This window comes from Bifidobacterium sp. B4142 (assembly GCF_026537325.1).
In the GTDB taxonomy this organism is placed as follows: Bacteria; Actinomycetota; Actinomycetes; order Actinomycetales; family Bifidobacteriaceae; genus Bombiscardovia.
Map to the genome: position 1 here is coordinate 16,736 of NZ_JAFNMJ010000005.1, position 15,555 is coordinate 32,290.

The 15,555-nt window shown below is 60.9% G+C and carries 14 protein-coding genes and 1 tRNA gene; 7 read left to right on the forward strand and 8 right to left on the reverse strand.

Annotated elements, in window-relative coordinates:
• Positions 1–7 precede the first annotated feature (7 nt).
• Positions 8–460 (reverse strand): nucleoside deaminase, encoded by a 453-nt coding sequence (locus tag J3U06_RS07655; RefSeq protein ID WP_258561511.1) that lies wholly within the window; start codon positions 458–460, stop codon positions 8–10.
• A gap of 35 nt (positions 461–495) precedes the next feature.
• Complete coding sequence (locus J3U06_RS07660) at positions 496–3,282, reverse strand: HAD-IC family P-type ATPase (RefSeq protein WP_324123893.1); 2,787 nt, start codon at positions 3,280–3,282, stop codon at positions 496–498.
• Between the two features lie 521 nt (positions 3,283–3,803).
• On the opposite strand from J3U06_RS07660, the gene J3U06_RS07665 reads away from it, so the two are divergent.
• Positions 3,804–6,035, forward strand: coding sequence for a cation:proton antiporter (locus J3U06_RS07665; protein ID WP_267444814.1), 2,232 nt, complete (start codon positions 3,804–3,806; stop codon positions 6,033–6,035).
• Between the two features lie 6 nt (positions 6,036–6,041).
• On the opposite strand, the gene J3U06_RS07670 is transcribed toward J3U06_RS07665, so the two are convergent.
• The 3 genes from J3U06_RS07670 to J3U06_RS07680 form a co-directional block, all read right to left on the reverse strand.
• On the reverse strand, positions 6,042–6,797 hold the full coding sequence (locus J3U06_RS07670) for an alpha/beta hydrolase (RefSeq protein ID WP_220236654.1): 756 nt from the start codon (positions 6,795–6,797) through the stop codon (positions 6,042–6,044).
• A gap of 31 nt (positions 6,798–6,828) precedes the next feature.
• Complete coding sequence (locus J3U06_RS07675; protein WP_220236653.1) at positions 6,829–7,638, reverse strand: hypothetical protein; 810 nt, start codon at positions 7,636–7,638, stop codon at positions 6,829–6,831.
• Positions 7,639–7,849: 211 nt separating this feature from the next.
• Positions 7,850–8,083, reverse strand: coding sequence for a DUF2188 domain-containing protein (locus J3U06_RS07680; RefSeq protein WP_220236652.1), 234 nt, complete (start codon positions 8,081–8,083; stop codon positions 7,850–7,852).
• 171 nt (positions 8,084–8,254) lie between these two features.
• Between J3U06_RS07680 and J3U06_RS07685 the strand changes: the two genes are divergently transcribed.
• The 5 genes from J3U06_RS07685 to J3U06_RS07705 all read left to right on the forward strand — a co-directional run bounded on the left by J3U06_RS07685 (position 8,255) and on the right by J3U06_RS07705 (position 11,228).
• Positions 8,255–8,452: a hypothetical protein gene (locus J3U06_RS07685; protein WP_267444815.1), complete on the forward strand. Its 198-nt coding sequence runs from the start codon at positions 8,255–8,257 to the stop codon at positions 8,450–8,452.
• Between the two features lie 724 nt (positions 8,453–9,176).
• Complete coding sequence (locus J3U06_RS07690) at positions 9,177–9,569, forward strand: hypothetical protein (protein WP_267444816.1); 393 nt, start codon at positions 9,177–9,179, stop codon at positions 9,567–9,569.
• On the forward strand, positions 9,566–9,964 hold the full coding sequence (locus J3U06_RS07695; RefSeq protein ID WP_267444817.1) for a hypothetical protein: 399 nt from the start codon (positions 9,566–9,568) through the stop codon (positions 9,962–9,964). Before J3U06_RS07690 ends, J3U06_RS07695 begins: the two co-directional genes overlap by 4 nt.
• A 192-nt stretch (positions 9,965–10,156) precedes the next feature.
• Positions 10,157–10,819 carry a phage major capsid protein gene (locus J3U06_RS07700; protein ID WP_267444818.1) on the forward strand — a complete coding sequence of 221 codons (663 nt, stop codon included), beginning with the start codon at positions 10,157–10,159 and terminating at the stop codon, positions 10,817–10,819.
• A gap of 205 nt (positions 10,820–11,024) precedes the next feature.
• Positions 11,025–11,228, forward strand: a complete 204-nt coding sequence (locus J3U06_RS07705) for a hypothetical protein (RefSeq protein WP_267444819.1) — start codon at positions 11,025–11,027, stop codon at positions 11,226–11,228.
• 548 nt (positions 11,229–11,776) lie between these two features.
• Here the strand turns inward: J3U06_RS07705 and J3U06_RS07710 are convergent.
• The 3 genes from J3U06_RS07710 to J3U06_RS07720 form a co-directional block, all read right to left on the reverse strand.
• Entirely contained in the window at positions 11,777–12,379 is a 603-nt protein-coding gene (locus tag J3U06_RS07710; RefSeq protein ID WP_267444820.1) for a hypothetical protein, read from the reverse strand.
• 260 nt (positions 12,380–12,639) lie between these two features.
• Positions 12,640–12,710: transfer RNA gene (locus J3U06_RS07715), tRNA-Gly, on the reverse strand.
• Between the two features lie 122 nt (positions 12,711–12,832).
• Positions 12,833–13,951 carry an ROK family transcriptional regulator gene (locus tag J3U06_RS07720; protein WP_267444821.1) on the reverse strand — a complete coding sequence of 373 codons (1,119 nt, stop codon included), beginning with the start codon at positions 13,949–13,951 and terminating at the stop codon, positions 12,833–12,835.
• A gap of 296 nt (positions 13,952–14,247) precedes the next feature.
• Between J3U06_RS07720 and J3U06_RS07725 the strand changes: the two genes are divergently transcribed.
• Positions 14,248–15,552: an AGE family epimerase/isomerase gene (locus J3U06_RS07725; protein WP_416378952.1), complete on the forward strand. Its 1,305-nt coding sequence runs from the start codon at positions 14,248–14,250 to the stop codon at positions 15,550–15,552.
• Positions 15,553–15,555: the final 3 nt, after the last annotated feature.

A 15,555-nucleotide genomic window follows, 5' to 3' on the forward strand; every position in this document is an offset into this window, starting at 1 on the left:
AACAGGCTCAGCCCTGGCGGTGCCGTGCAAAGAAATCGGCAAGAATCCTGGCACACGCCTGTTCGCACACACCACCCAGCACCTCGGCCTTTGTTCCGGTGTGCGGGTCACGGGGCAGATCCCAGACCGACCCGCAGGCTCCCATCTTGGGATCCCAGGCTCCGAAAACCACCCTGCTGAAATGACAAGCCATCAGCGCCCCTGCACACATGGGGCAGGGCTCCAGGGTCACGATCATGGTGCACCCGGCCAGATCCCAGCCCACGTCGGATTTCCCGATGGCCTCCATCTCGGCATGAGCCAGGGGACGGCCCAGGGCCTGCCGCTGGTTGAAGCCCCGGCCGATGACGCGGTCCGAGGCATCCAAGACCAGAGCGCCCACGGGCACGTCCCCACGGTCTCCAGCCAAGCCGGCCAGCCGCAGGGCCTCCTCCATGGGCGCCTTCCACTGTTCTTGCACGGGTTCAGTCTGGCAGTCCAGCCCGACAGGTCAGTTCAGTTGATCATGCCTGCGATACGGCGACGCACATGGTGCAGATGGGCCTTGGGCCGCCCGGACGTGTCGATGCCTCGCTTGGCTAGGAAGGCACGAACCATCTTGTCCCCCTCGCTGAAGATCAGAACCGTCAGTCCAATCCCCAGGCAGATGAGCCACTGGCTTGCACTCAGTGGAGCCATGCCCAGAACGCTTGCAACCGGAGCCAGATACATGGCACCCGCGTGGATGCCCAGGGCCACGAACGAAGCCACCAGGAGGAAGGTGTTGTCCAAGGGGTTGAGCTGGACGATCAGCCTGTTCTCAGACCTGGCCGACATGGCGACGAAGAAGTTGAAGAGGACCAATAAGGTCAGGGCCATGGTCCGGGCGTGGGCCAGATCCATCCCTGCATTGATGTTGAGGCGGAACAGGACCAGGATGCAAGTGGCCATCCAGAGCCCGCAGACGGCAAGCCGTGCCCAAAGCACTCGCGAGAGCAAGCCCTCTCCGGACGAACGCGGGGGCGACTCCAGCTCGTCCCCGTTGCCCGGCTCGAATCCCAGGGCTATGTCCTGGACGCCGTTGGTCACGAAGTTGATCCAGAGCATCTGCAGGGGCAGGAAGAGCAGGGGCTCCTCGGCAATCACATTGACCCCCACGGCGATCATGGCGGCTGCGGCCGTGGACAGGAGGAAGTAGGCGGACCCGCGGATGGCCTTGAAGATGACCCTCCCCTGACGCACAGCCTGGGTGATGGTGACGAAGTTGTCGTCGGTCAGAACCACATCGCTGGCCTCCCGGGCCACGTCGGTGCCGGAGCGGCCCATGGCGATGCCCACCGAGGCAGCCTTCAGCGCTGGGGCGTCATTGACGCCGTCGCCGGTCACAGCCACCACATGGCCCTCATCCTGCAGGGCTTCCACAATGCGCAGCTTGTCCTGGGGGGAGACGCGGGCGGCGATGGAGGTCTCACGCAGACGGGCCCGGAGGACCTCGTCGCTCATCTCCAGCATCTCGCTACCGGTCAACGCCTGGTCGGTATGCTCCAGACCCAGGCGACGACCTATGGCGGCTGCGGTCACCGGGTGGTCGCCGGTAATCATGACCACGCGGATGCCGGCCCCGGCGCATTCGGCGATGGCCTCGCGCACGCCGGGTCGGGGCGGATCGAGCATGCCTTCAAGCCCCAGGAAGGTCAGGTCGTCAGGTCGACAGCGGGAGGCGGGATCCTGGTCAGAGGAGAGGACCCTGCTGGCCACGCCGATCACCCGCAACCCCTGGGAACCCATTGCTTCGTAGGACTTGTGGACAGCCTGGGTGTCCAAGGGAACGACCTGGCCATCCGGGTCCAGCATGGTTCGGCTCATGGCCATGATCGCATCGGGGGCACCCTTGACGTATTGGGTCATGGTGCCGTCCGGGCTGCGGCGGATGGTCATGGAGTGGAGCAGCTCCGGCTCGTAGGGGGTCTCCATGACGATAGGAGCGTCCAGGTCTTCGGTGGTCACAGCCCCGGTCTGGTCGGCCAGGCGGGCCATGGCCATATCGACCGCGTCGCCACTGTATTCGATGCCGCCTTGTTCATTCGACTGCCGGTGGGCCTCGTTGGTCAGAGCCCCAGCCCGAGCAAGGGCGGACAGACCACGCATACGGTCGTCGTCGGATACGGCCGCTGCGCCTAGGTCCATGCCCTCTACGGGGATCGGCTGGCCGCCGCCCAGGGTGAACTGCTCCACGGTCATGCGGTTCTGGGTCAGCGTACCGGTCTTGTCCGAGCCGATGACGGTGATGGAGCCCAGGGTTTCAACGGCCGGCAATGAGCGGACGATGGCATGGTATTCGGCCATCCTCGAAACTCCCAAGGCCATGGCCACGGTCAGCACGATGGGCAGGGCCTCAGGCATGGAGGCCACCACCAGGGAGACTGCGGAAAGGAAGGCCCCAGTAGCGTCGCCATTGAGAATGGCTCCGCCGATGAAGACGAAGATGGCCACCAGAATGACGGCGACAGCGATGCCCACCTCGGTGCGGTGGATGATTCGCTGCAGGGGCGTGCGGCCCTTGGACACATGGACCAGATCGTTGATTTCGCCCAGCTCGGTGTCGGAACCGGTGGCCACCACCAGCCCTCGGCCTCGGCCGCTGGTGACCATGGTGCCCGAGAAAGCCATGCAGCGCCTGTCCCCCAGGGCTGCGTCGCGATCCACGGGGTCCGTATTCTTCTTGGCATCCTCGCTCTCGCCAGTCAGCATGGCCTCGTCGATGCGCAGGTGGAGGGCCTCGATCAACCGCAGGTCAGCGGGGATGCGGTCGCCGCTCTCCAGGAGGACCAGGTCGCCCGGGACCAGCTGGTCGGCATCAATCTGCTCCATCCGGCCCTGGCGCACGACCCGTGTAGTGGGGGTGGACAGGGTGGTCAAGGCCTCCACGGCCTTGTCGGCCTTGGACTCCTGCACATAGCCGATGATGGCGTTGAGAAAAAGAACCAGGAAAATGGCCCCGGCATCCACATAATGCTGCAGGAAAATGGTGATGATGCCGCAGACCATCAAGACGGCAATCAGGGGGCCGGCAAACTGCTCCAGGAAGAGCTTCCAACGGGGTTTGGCCTGGGCCTCGGCCAGGCTGTTGGGCCCGAAGAGCTCCAGTCGGCGTGCGCTCTCCTGCGTATCCAAACCCTGGTCCCCGGTGTGCAGGGTCTCCAGCACAGCCGAGGTCTCCAAGCTGTGCCAGTCGGTGTCGTCGAAACGCATGTCAGCCCCTGCTGCCGCAGCGTTCTGATTCTTGATATTTGTAGATGTCACGGATGATGTCATCGGTCAACCTGGCCTTTCCAAACCGGATCGGTCATTTGTCCCCGCATGCGACCCTCTGCAGTCTTTCTTGCAATCTTCCTTCTGGACCGGGGGATGTCCGGAAGCGTCGGGGAAACAATAGCGTGCGCGTAAGTCCCCGGGGTCAAGAGATGGGGCTCCATGGTCAGCCGCCGCAAGCAGTGCCCGCTGGGAGGTTCGGAGCCTTCCCGGTCCTTATGAGTATACCGATTGAGTCGGCCTTTCATGCGCTTAAAAGGGGTGCCCGGGCCGGATTTTCACAAATGTTCGCCTATCGCGAGCGCAGTCTGTCCACCATTCCGGCTTGAGGTGTCAACTTAGCGCACATTGTCCATTAATGCTGTTCCTGGATACCGTGATTCCGTACAATGGATTATGCGACGTCAATCCTCATGCAACCCTGTACTCGGAGATTCCTTCATTGGTCGAATGAACCCTGCTAGTCGGGCCTGCGGCAGCCCGCCCGGGATTGCGTGGCGGAAAGGAAGCCCGTGGAAACATTCATTCTCATTCTGTGCATACTTGCTGCCGTCCTCGTCTCTTCCTTTATTTCCAGATTCATTCCCCGGATCTCTACCCCTCTCGTCCAGATCGTCCTGGGCGCAGTAATGGCCCTGCTGCCCATTTTCCCGCGAATGCGGCTGGATCCTGAGCTGTTCATGGTCCTCTTCATCGCTCCCCTGCTCTATTACGAGGCCCACACCATCAACAAGATGGAACTGCTCAAGGGACTGCGATCATCCCTTTCCCTGGCAATCGGACTGGCTGCTCTGACCATGATCATGGTGGGCGTCATCCTGCATGCCGCCTGGCCCATGTTCCCCCTGGCCGCAGCCATGGCCCTGGGCGCCGCCCTGGGACCGACCGATGCCGTGGCCGTCTCCTCTTTGGGCGAGAGCGCCGACCTCACACCAGACGAACACTCGATCCTTGCCGGCGAATCGCTCTTCAACGACGCCACCGGCGTCATCGGCTTCCAGTTCGCCATCCTGGCTACCGTGACCGGCTCCTTCTCCCTGCCTCAGGCCCTGGGCGAGTTCTTTGTCGAGTTCGTGGGTGGCATCGGCTTCGGCCTGATCACAGGGTTTGTGGTCAACTGGCTCTTTGAGTCGGCCCGTCGCCTGGGCTGGGAAACCACCACCACCAGGATCCTGTTGGAGCTCTTCCTGCCCTTCCTGATATACATGGTCGGGCAGAACATCCTGCATGTGTCCGGAATCCTGGCCGTGGTATCTACCGGACTGCTGATCCGCTTCGACCACACCGGGGTGGGACCCAATACCTCCAAGGCCAACATCGTCTCATCCAGCGTTTGGAAGGTGCTCTCCTTCAGCCTCAACGGTGCGGTCTTCGTCCTTCTGGGCATGCTGCTGCCGGCAGCCATGGGCACCAGCTGGCGAGACCGGCGGGTCAGCAACTGGATGCTGGTAGCCACCATCATCCTGGTCTGCCTGATCGTGATAATGCTGCGCTTCCTCTGGACGGCCAGCGTTCTGATCTTCACCAAGGACCATGAAACCGGCAGCAGACCACGGATCACATCCAAGCTCCTGAGGTCGGCAGCCGTCATGACCTTCGGCGGCCCCAAGGGGACCATCACCCTCTCCCTGGCCCTGACCATCCCCTATATGACCGATGACGGGTCCGCCTTCCCCATGCGCAGCGAGCTGATATTCGTGGCCGCCGGAGTCATCATCGTCACCCTGGTGCTGGCCAACTTCGCCCTACCGCTGCTGGCTCCCTCACAGGGCAACGAGGTGCCGGCCCAACAGGTCGAAAAATTCATCAAGGTGCTCAGGGGCACTGTCCGGGAGCTCTCCAGCAGGATCACTGATGAGAATCGGCTGGCCATCCAGCAGGTGATCAAGCAGTACAACCACCGCATCGCCAAGCTCAAGTCGCGAATCGGCCAGTATTCCCCCAAGGACTTCCAGGACCTGCAGGTGCAGACCATGGAGTGGGAGCAGGACTACATGGAGGAGCGGCTGAGCCGAATCGAGGAGGCCCAGGATCAGCTGGAGGAGCGGCTCAGGAACGAAGACGCAGGCATAGAACAGGCACCTGCATCAACGCAGCCTGCCTCCGAGAACGAGACCGAGACCGAACCCAGTACTGAGGCCGAAACCGTAGCCGACAGGGATGCCGACGCCCAGCTGATCGACCGTCGCGACGAGCGCGGCGATGACCAGGAGGAACTGCTGAATCTGCGCAGCCAGGAACAGGCCGCCCGCAGGATCCTGTCCACCATATCCGGATCCCTCTTCCACTTGGACAGAGGCGGGGAGCTGCGCTGGAGGGCCTACACGGCTCGCAGACGACTCAGGGGCCTGCTGCACAGCCAGTTCCACCGCCTAAAGCACCTGACCCAGCCGATCGACAAGGACCGAGTCTTCGTGGCCGGACGCCACCTGCAGGCAGAGATGAACCACTTCCTGATCGAAAAGCTCTACTCCGAGCTGGGCAAGGGCCGCTTCAAGACCGAGGACCTGCTGAACACCATCATCAACCATCAGATGATCGAATCTTCCGCGGAGGGAAAGACCGAATACGCGGGCATGCCTGCCGTCAGGGATCAGGTGGAGGAGGCCAAGCGCGAGGGATACGCCATCGAGCTGGGCCAGATCCAGGACATGGTCGAATCTGGGGAGATCTCGCGCACGACGGCCAGGAAGATGCGCCGCAACGTCTACGTCATGCAGGTCGACGCCGACTCAGCCCTTTGAGCCGATCTACATGAGGCCCGAGGTCACGTCGATCTCGCCCAGCCACTGGCGAAGGTCGTTCATCTCGCGCATGTCGACAGCATGTTCCAGGTGGTCGTACTCGGTGGTGTGCAGCCATACGTGCTCGTCCAGCCAGGCGGCCAGAGCCCGGAATTCGTACTTGGGCACCGTGGTGTCATCCGAACCGAATCCCAGGAAGACCGGCTTATTCAAGCCAGCCAGGCGCTCGTCGGCCGGAGCAGTGCCGGGCACCAGGCCTGGGGCCAGGAACCCGGATAGGCATATGGATGCTCGATAACGCTCAGGATTGACCCGAAGCAGATGAACAGCCAGCATGGCTCCCTGGGAGAAGCCCATGGCCACTACAGGTCGGTCTTCGGGGATATTGGCTGAAACCCAGGCGTCCACGGCCCGGGCCGCTGCATAGCCATCCCGATCCAGGTCTTCCTGCTCGGGGCGCATGTCGTGAAACCAGGTATAGCCCGGGCCGAACATGCCGCGCTCGCTGCCTGGCACCATCATGGGCGCCCGCAGGGATGCATAGTCGTTGTAGGGGGCCACATAACGCATCAGATCAGCCATGTCCTCCTCGTTGGAGCCCCAGCCGTGCATGAGTACAAAAATGGGCCGCGAGGGGTTGCCTGTGCCCTGCTTGCGGGACCAACGGACCTGCTCGACCTTGAGCTCCTGCCCAAAACGTCCGGGCACCACCGTGGAGGGCCGACCCACCAATCCCCCGTCATCCTTTTGTGCTTGATCCATACCTGCCACGATAGTCGACCGGTCCTGTCATTCAATGCTGACTCATGAGCGGCTCGGCCTGACCACCCCACTGGCCCTGCAGTCCGGTCACCTGGGCCTTGCTGCCCACCACCATCCAACGCTTGCCGGTCAGCAGCCATAAATCCTGGGGCTGCAACCCGCCTCCGTAGCGGGAGAGCAGGTCGGGCACGCGGGCGCGGATAGGCCCTTTAGCCAGGGATGCCGCAGAGTCGTTATCGAAGACCACGTAGGCCATGGCCGTATCCGTGCAATACCGAGCTTGGGAGATGCCCACATAACCACCCAAGCCGATGTCATGCCAACCCGAAGCGCACTGGCCGGCAGCCTTGTCGATACCGCCGGTCATGGCCTGAGGCGAGCTGATGGGCGCGTCGTCACGCGCGGGGGTCTTGATGATGCCCTTGGGATAAGAGTTGGCAATAAGCAGGCCTGCCGCCGTCAAGAGCATTCCGCAAATCAAAAGAATAATGCCCGCCGAGCCTACCGATGGCCGATTCGGGACTGGTCCGGAGTGGCGGGCTATGACGACCAGGATTATGGTCAACAGGGCAAAGGCCACAGAGACGCCCACCCAAGCCGAGATGCCCACCTGGCCTATGACCCCCAGCCTGGAGGGTGCTATGGCATGGGCCAGCAAGGCCGCGCCCGCAAGAGCTGAGACCAGTCCTGTGACTGCTGCAAACCGACTCCAGATGTTGGCATGGGCTATCTGAATAGGACGCTCATCAATATCCGGGCGAGGAGGATAGGAGACTGGCAGACCCTCGTCATACCCGCTGTCCGCCAGCCGCTGATCCAGCTGGTTGAATCCATCGGCCATCGACCTCGCCACCTTTCACGGTTGGTTTCAGTCTATGGGGGCGGACACATGCAGACCAGCGACAGCGGCCAATGCTTCACCATCCCGACATCCTGCCGAGCTGATAGATGGGCATATCAGAAGCGCATAGCTGCTTATCGCTGGGACGTTCGGCACCAGCACAGGCCCGATGACGGCGAAAAGTCCCAGAGCTCAGTTGCTCAGTTGGCGTTCAGCCCTTGATGTCTCGAGGATCCTTCTTGCCTATGGTGCGCTTGTCGCGGATTTTATTGCCGCCCTTGTTATGGATGTTGACCTCACCGCCGCCTGACCGGTCTGCAAAGACCTTGGCCTGCTTGCTGGCCTCCGCCTTAGTAGCGAAAGTGCGGGAAACGCGTGAGGCCCCGGCCCGCTTGACTGTCCAGAGATCGCGATCCTCGTCGTATTGCACGTGATAATCAGCCATGATGGCCGTCCTTTCCATACTTCCCTGTACCCCCTCATCTTCCAATGCCCGACCTAAGGCACCGTGCTTCGACACACCAGAATTTCCAGGATTATTATTCGCTAACGATGATGCTGACGGGGCACCGGCAGCAAGTTCGGCACGCCAATCACGCCACGACGTGTGGGCGGCATGCTCAAGAAGGTGGAGGTCAACGCCACCAGGAACAAGGACCAGTCACAACGCGGCTACTACTACTCCGCCTTCAGCCATGCCTGGAAGACCCTCAAAGTCTGGCAGGAACTCGCAAAGGAGTCCATCACCCCTCCGCCGATAGACACTTTAGACGGATTAGACACATTAGACACTTCAGGGGGTGGTTGGGGATGACCCGACTCTCGGTTTCTGAGGACAGGAAACGGACCGGCCCGCCCGCCACGATCGTCCACCTGTTTCACGGCAGCCTCAGGGACGGGGAGGAGATCACCACTTTGTGCGGGCAGGACATGACCCTGGACCTGGACGGCACCCTGGAGGCGACCGGCTCGGGCGAATACGTGGTGTGCGCTCTGTGCGAGGCCGCCTGGCAGCTCGCCGACATCCCATCCCCCGACCGGAACAGGGGACACTGTGGTGAGCGGATTCCCCGAAACCATCGACGTGAGCGCCGAACGCGAGTACGCGCGCCACCTGGCCCACCGCTTGTTGAACGAGGCGAGCCTGGCCCTCATGGAGGGCAGGACGGGCAGTGTGCGCATCCCGCGCATGGACCCGGTGTTCGGCGCGGTGTGCGGCCGGAGCCTGCAACTGCTCACCGACCGGATCGACACCATCAGCCTCACCGCACCTTCACGGCCTGAAGGAACACAAGAAAAAGCCCGGACGCCATCAACATCCGGGCCACTATCAAGGAGAACCGCTATGAGTAACTCCACCATCCATGATACAAGCCGCCGGGCTGTTGCGCCGGAGGCTTCCCGCAGGTGCAGGGGCGCGCGCGTGAAGGAATGCGTGACCAGCCTGAGATGCCAGGAGGGGCGGGTGACCGTCCACTACACGCTGCCCGTGTCGGCCAGGACCGGCAGGAGGGGCCTGACCCTGTGCAGCAGGGAGGATGACCTACGACCACGCCCTGGTGGAACGGGCCCACGCCATGCCCTCCGGTGTATGCCAACGGTGCCGGGACCTGAAGGCGCGCATGGACCGGCAACTGCACGACCCGTCCGTCCCGGCCACGTTCATGGCCTTCTCCTGGGTCCTCCAGGACATGATCGAGGCACAGGGCCTGACCGTGCCCGAGATGGCCGAGAAGACCGGCATCGACGAGAGGACCCTGAATACGGAGACGCGCAGCGGCAACATCGGCATGAACCACCTGGGCGACCTGTTCGACGTGCAGGGCCACGGATGGAGCGCCGTACCCACCGACCTGGGCGACCTGTGCCGGGACGGGCAGAGGCACATCAGGACCATCGAAGCCATGAGACGAAGGGAGACCGTCCGGTGAGCGGGGAGGACATGGACGGGCTGGCGCGCCGCCTGGAGGAGGCCGACCGGCTGGACGGGCAGGCGGCCCGGACGGTGGGCCTGCGGGTCATGATGGACTGGGTGCTCCTGGCGGCCAGGGCGTACGCGCTAGGCGTGGGCGAGGTCAGGGTTGCCCTGCCCTGCGGCGAACCCAGACACCCCGGAACGCACCCGCCTGATGGTGGCCGCCGTGCTGCGCAACGTGGCCGAAAGGCTCCTGGACCTTTAGCAGACCCAGGCCAAGGACCAAGACAGCGACCCGGGCACCCTCCTGCTGGAGGCCTGCGACCGGCTGGGCCTGCCCTACACCACCATCACCGACTGGAGGAGGCAGACCGGGGAAGGCCAGGCATGAAACCGGCCTGTGAGGTATAATGGAGACGTCCGCGTGCAGGACATGCGGGCGTCTCACTTTTATAATTTCAACGGCGTGCAGGCCATGCCGACCGGAACCGGGTCCAAGGAGACCGGGACGGGACAACCAATCACACTCGCAACAAGATGAGCATGGCCGTAGCACGCCCTTTCACAGGGCTCCCGACGCGCCATGCGGACAGGAACACCATCATGACCGACACCACCAACATCATCACCACCGGCACCGGCAAGGAAGGCCTGTGGCCCGGAGGCACCTTCTACCCCGCCCAGCAGATCACCCCCGACGCGCTCATCTTCTCCCAGACCAGCGTCGGCGGCAGCATCAGCGGCGACGGACCCGTCGCACACATCCCCTACATCAAGGACGGCCTGGACGCGGCCATCGTCGCCGAAGGCACCAAGATCGCCGAAACCGACCCCGACATGATCGACGCGGGAGACATCAACGAAACCACCGGACTCACCCCGCTCCTGGACGCCATCGGCAAGGTCGGCGACAACGGAGGCAGCCCCACCGGCATCATCATGGGTTACGGCACCTGGGCCAACCTGCACAAACTCAACGACAAAAACAACCGGCCCCTGATCGCCACCGACGTGGCCAACAGCCCCACACCCGCCATCTACGGGATCCCCATCATCCTGAACATGCAAACCCCGGCAGGAACTATCCTCCTCAACGACAGCAGCCAGGTCCTCAGCGCCGTCAGCCAGGCCGCCATCGCCTCCAGCGACCAGGCCTACTTCGCCAACGACTCCATCGCCCTACGCGTCACCATGCGCCCCGGCTTCGGAGTCCTCCGCCCCAACCGACTCGCCAGACTCTCCGTCAATAAGGCGACGGGAAAGTAGAGGAACAGCCTGCCGTGCCCGACATGTTGGTTTGACCAACCTGCAGGCACGACGGCTGATTACGCCTTGTCGCCATCAGTCACGGCAAGGCGTAGTAACTCATTAACGTCGTGACCGCCACAAAATGATCACAATCAATATTGCACAAACGAGAATCAGTGCTATCATGGCTTGTGTTGCAGACAGCCGATCAATGAGCTTTCCGATGGCAAACTTGATTAGCTGGATCCAGATATTGTTGTTCTGCATCGCTGACTTCACCTCCTTCGTTGGTCGGATCAGGGCTTTCCTGATTGCCAGCTATGTGCATGGTACCGAGGAGTTCAGTGATGCAGCCCCGTTTGATAGGTTTCCGGGGAACTCAAATGTGATCTTCGTCACATTTTATTCAGGGTTACTTGCTCAATGAATGGTCCAACCCGGGTGGGGGGTACCTCCCCCGGCAGGGGCCGATAACCGCCGGATAGCACCACCGATTATGCATGCGCCTTTCCATTCGTTTCGCGGCTTCCCGGCAACTTTCCCGGTGTTCTGCGCGTTCGCGCCTCCAGGGCTCGTCAAAATGTCTTACACGGTCACCCGGCAATTGGGGGAGGCCGCTGAACCCATGACACAGTGAGTTTATTTACCAATGTCACGAATTAAAAAGAAGACCGACAGTCTGAGACTATTGCACTCGAGATAGAGAAGTCACGAAATACACTCCCTCTGACCGGTATATGCTGACCACGCCCCACAACGCCACCATCGCCCTATCCAAGAACGAAAAACCCCACAACCAGTCAGGGGTGCCCCCTCACAAGAGGGCGGATAGACCGCCGGTGAGGGGACTCGCAAGTACGGAGGGTTCAAAAACACGAAACAACCAACAAACCCAGTGAGCAAGACAACTGCCTCAAGAAAATAGGCTCAGCAGTGTGTCTCTTTGCAAATTCCTTAGATAGCAGACCTTAGCTATTAGCGTTTATTTTCCAACAATCCGTCATTCGTGTCCTGCGTCTCATCATGCCCCTCTGCCAGACCGATATTGCCCAACTTTGTTTCGATAGCATGAGCACATACACGAGTCAAAGGCTCTCCTATGGCTTCTTTATAGTTAAAACCAAGAAGTTGGATAGCCTTGAGTGTATCGGCATTGAAAAGACCCTTTACCTGCTTTGCAATTTCGGCAAACTCATTGACCTGATTGGGCTGTTCAGTATCTTCGGTTTTCTGCTCGTTCGTTGATTGAAGAAGGGCTGCCATTGCACTGAATTGTTCTTTTTGCTGGCGGTCTATTTCTCCAAATACATCGAGGACTCTACCAATTGTGTTTTGCAGCTGTTCTATATCCTCATCAGATATTTCCAACCGATCCACTTCGTTTTTGTATGCTTGCGCTGCAGCAATTGCGTCTATCCTGTCTTGGACTAGTTCATTAATGAGGGCATCATACGAATTCGACATTTCCTTGATGTCTTTTTTGTTCCGGATAGATTGCATCTTCTGCGCAATGCCATCACCAGCAGATTTAGCCAGTAAATTAGTAATTGTCGCTGCCGCTGTTTCCAATAATGCCATTTTGAATTTCCTGTCTCCTATGACGTTGAACGAATCTATCAGCCGGGGACAATTCCAGCTATTTCATCATATACTGCGATAGATGACTTATTGATATGATCCCTTTTAATAATCAGGCTCCTAGATTCAATCTAGGCGATGAGGTGAGCCGAACTCACACCATAAGCGCCAAGAGGTTTTGTTGCCAGATCGTTGCCATTGAAGAGATACGATGCTGCAAAAGTGAGCTATAAACCTTGATTTTCCAACGATTCTTAAAGAGCGGGCGACGGGAATCGGACCCGCCTCTGAAGCTTGGGAAGCTTCCATTCTACCAATGAACTACGCCCGCAAATTGGCTACCGGGGTCAGACCTCGGCCAACCGCATGCGAGTCACCATGGTAGCAGGTCTCGGCGATGTGCGCGAATCACCAACTCCGGGTGCGGCTGCGAAACAGGTCTTCAATCAACTTTCAGACGGTGCCGTCAGGCTCAATCAGGTCGGCCACCACTGTGGAGCAGGCCCCAAGCAAGGCGGCATCCTCACCCAGGGCCGAGCGGTCAACCACAAGGGGCCGCCGGAAATCAGTGGCCAGGGCATCGTTCATGGTTTTCTCCATAGCACTCAGGAAGATGCGGTTGACCACCCTGGAGTCGCCCAGAACAGCCACGCGAGGAATGTCCATAAGGCCGGCAGACATGGTCAGAACACGGCCCAGCAGTTCACCGGCCCGGCGCAAAATGCTGGCCAGATTGTCAGGATCCTTGTCCATTGCAGCAGTCAGCTTGGGAACGCTGATCAGCGATTCCAGGCAGCCGCGCTTGCCGCAACGGCACTGAGGACCAGTGGGATCCACCACCACATGGCCGATCTCGCCGGCCGCACGGTTGCAACCGGTCACCAGCTCGCCGGAAACCAGCAACCCCGCCCCAACTCCGTCGCCCAGATGGACCAGCAGTAGGTCAGATTGTCCTGAGCCGAACTGCTGCTCGGCCAGCACCTCGTTGTTAGCATCGTTGTTGACCGTTACCTCCAGGCCTGTCTTCTCATGCAAATAGCCGCGCAGGTCGGTCTGAACCCAGCCAAGGTTGGTAGCATCATCCACAACGCCTTCAGCACTGACGATGCCAGGACTGGATACGCCGATGCCCATGATGGGGTGGGCTGCCCGCTGCATCAATGAATCGGTCAGCTCCCCCACCAAGTCCAGGGGAACCTTGCCGTCAGCAGTCAGAGGGATCTCCTCACGCGCCACTACTTGCCCGGTCAGGTTGAGCACCGCCCCCCTGAAAACGTAGGGCGTGGAAAGGTCCAGGGCCAGGATACTGCGCCCGTCAGGATTGATGCGCAGCAGCCGTCCCCTCTTGCCCGGCCCGGTGGATTTGCTGTAACCCACCTCCATGAGCAGATGCTCGCCCAGCAGCTCGGCCACAATATCTGATATGGCGACCCTGGTCAGCCCTGAAGCGCGGGCCAGATCAGCCCTGGTCATACTGACATCGGGATAGAGCAATCTGAGCAGGATTGCTCGATTGTGGTGCCGCACCGACTTGGGCAATGCCTTGGACAGGTTGCCGCTATTGCTGGTCATAATTCGCCTGACGATAGATAATGCGGGAACGGGGACCCGCCATGGGGATTGGGCCTTGAACCCCGTGACCATGCCCATCCATGCTTGCTCCTTATATTGTAAACATCCTTGCCCGGACAGATCCAGATCTCGCCATAACGGCATCAAACTGGTTCGTTTTCAAGACTACGCACTAGCATCATGGGCAAGACTACGGGATAGTCAGTAAAAAGTTCAGTTCCCTAACAATTACGTGTTAGGCTGTGAACAGATACCAGAAACAGCTGCATCCCTCGCTGAGCAAAGGAGCGATCGCCATGACCAAGACACCGAACCATCCGGGAGCCTCATCTTCCGCCATGAATCCCCGATACCTGCTGGGAAACGAAGCCAATCGCATCTTCATGGCCTCGCAGACCTATGGCTTCCTGGACTTCGGGCGCGGGTTCCCCACCGAGCAGGGCGGCGCCGGCTGGCTCAATGACGACGGCAGCATCGACCCAGACCAGGGAATCCAGACCTGGATCACCTGCAGAATGACGCACGTCTACGCCATCGGCAGCCTCCTGGGCTACCCGGGAGCATCACAACTGGTCCGCCGCGGCGTCCAGGCTCTTCAAGGAAACCTGCACGATGACGAACACGGCGGCTGGTACCCCTCGGTCTCCTGGCAGGGCCAGCCCGAGAGCGGCAAGACCTGCTACACCCACGCCTTCGTGGTCTTGGCTGCCTCTTCGGCCATGCTGGCGGGCGACTCCGATGGACAATCCCTGCTGGATCAGGCGCTGGAGATCTTCAACCGCTACTTCTGGGATGATGACAGGGGCCTGGCCGTCGACACTTGGGACAGCGGCTTTACCCGGCTGGACCCCTACCGGGGGCTCAACGCCAATATGCACAGCACTGAGGCCTTCCTGGCCGTAGCCGATGCCACCGGCAAGGAGGAATACCGCGAGCGCGCCGGACGCATCATCGACCAGGTCATCGGCTGGGCCGAGAACAATCAGTGGCGCATCCCCGAGCACTTCAACAGCGATTGGCAGGCCGACCTGGACTACAACGAGGACGACAAGGCCGATCAGTTCAAGCCCTACGGGGCCACGCCGGGCCACGGAATCGAATGGGCCAGGCTGATTACTCAGTACGCATTAAGCAGGTTCGGTCAGGAGGCCGACCGCCGCCGCTACACCGAGGCAGCCGAGCACCTGTTCGCCAGGGCTGTGGAGGATGGCTGGGCCGCCGACGGGTCCGAGGGCCTGGTCTATACCACCGACTGGCAGGGCCGCCCGGTGGTCCACGACCGGATGCACTGGACCCTGGCCGAGGCCCTGAACACTTCGTCCACCCTCTACGCAGCCACCGGCAAGACCACCTACGCTGACTGGTACGCCACCTTCTGCAGCTACGTAGACCACTACCTGATCGACCACCAGGGCGGATCTTGGTGGCATCAGCTGAATGCCGACAACCACGTGATCGGCACGGTCTGGCCCGGCAAGTCCGACCTCTACCACGCCTTCCAATCCACCCTAATTCCCTACAACGACCCGGCGGTCTCCATCGCTACGGCCATCAAGCAGGCCTGCGGACAGGGATGGGCGAACCAGGCCCAGGCCCGCTAAAAC

Bases quoted from the DNA above. Each gene is read 5' to 3' on its own strand.
- J3U06_RS07670 (WP_220236654.1), bottom strand. From the start codon at position 6,797: ATGGATCAAGCACAAAAGGATGACGGGGGATTGGTGGGTCGGCCCTCC.
- J3U06_RS07675 (WP_220236653.1), bottom strand. From the start codon at position 7,638: ATGGCCGATGGATTCAACCAGCTGGATCAGCGGCTGGCGGACAGCGGG.
- J3U06_RS07680 (WP_220236652.1), bottom strand. From the start codon at position 8,083: ATGGCTGATTATCACGTGCAATACGACGAGGATCGCGATCTCTGGACA.
- J3U06_RS07685 (WP_267444815.1), top strand. From the start codon at position 8,255: ATGCTCAAGAAGGTGGAGGTCAACGCCACCAGGAACAAGGACCAGTCA.
- J3U06_RS07690 (WP_267444816.1), top strand. From the start codon at position 9,177: ATGACCTACGACCACGCCCTGGTGGAACGGGCCCACGCCATGCCCTCC.
- J3U06_RS07700 (WP_267444818.1), top strand. From the start codon at position 10,157: ATGACCGACACCACCAACATCATCACCACCGGCACCGGCAAGGAAGGC.
- J3U06_RS07705 (WP_267444819.1), top strand. From the start codon at position 11,025: ATGGCAAACTTGATTAGCTGGATCCAGATATTGTTGTTCTGCATCGCT.
- J3U06_RS07710 (WP_267444820.1), bottom strand. From the start codon at position 12,379: ATGGCATTATTGGAAACAGCGGCAGCGACAATTACTAATTTACTGGCT.
- J3U06_RS07720 (WP_267444821.1), bottom strand. From the start codon at position 13,951: ATGACCAGCAATAGCGGCAACCTGTCCAAGGCATTGCCCAAGTCGGTG.
- J3U06_RS07725 (WP_416378952.1), top strand. From the start codon at position 14,248: ATGACCAAGACACCGAACCATCCGGGAGCCTCATCTTCCGCCATGAAT.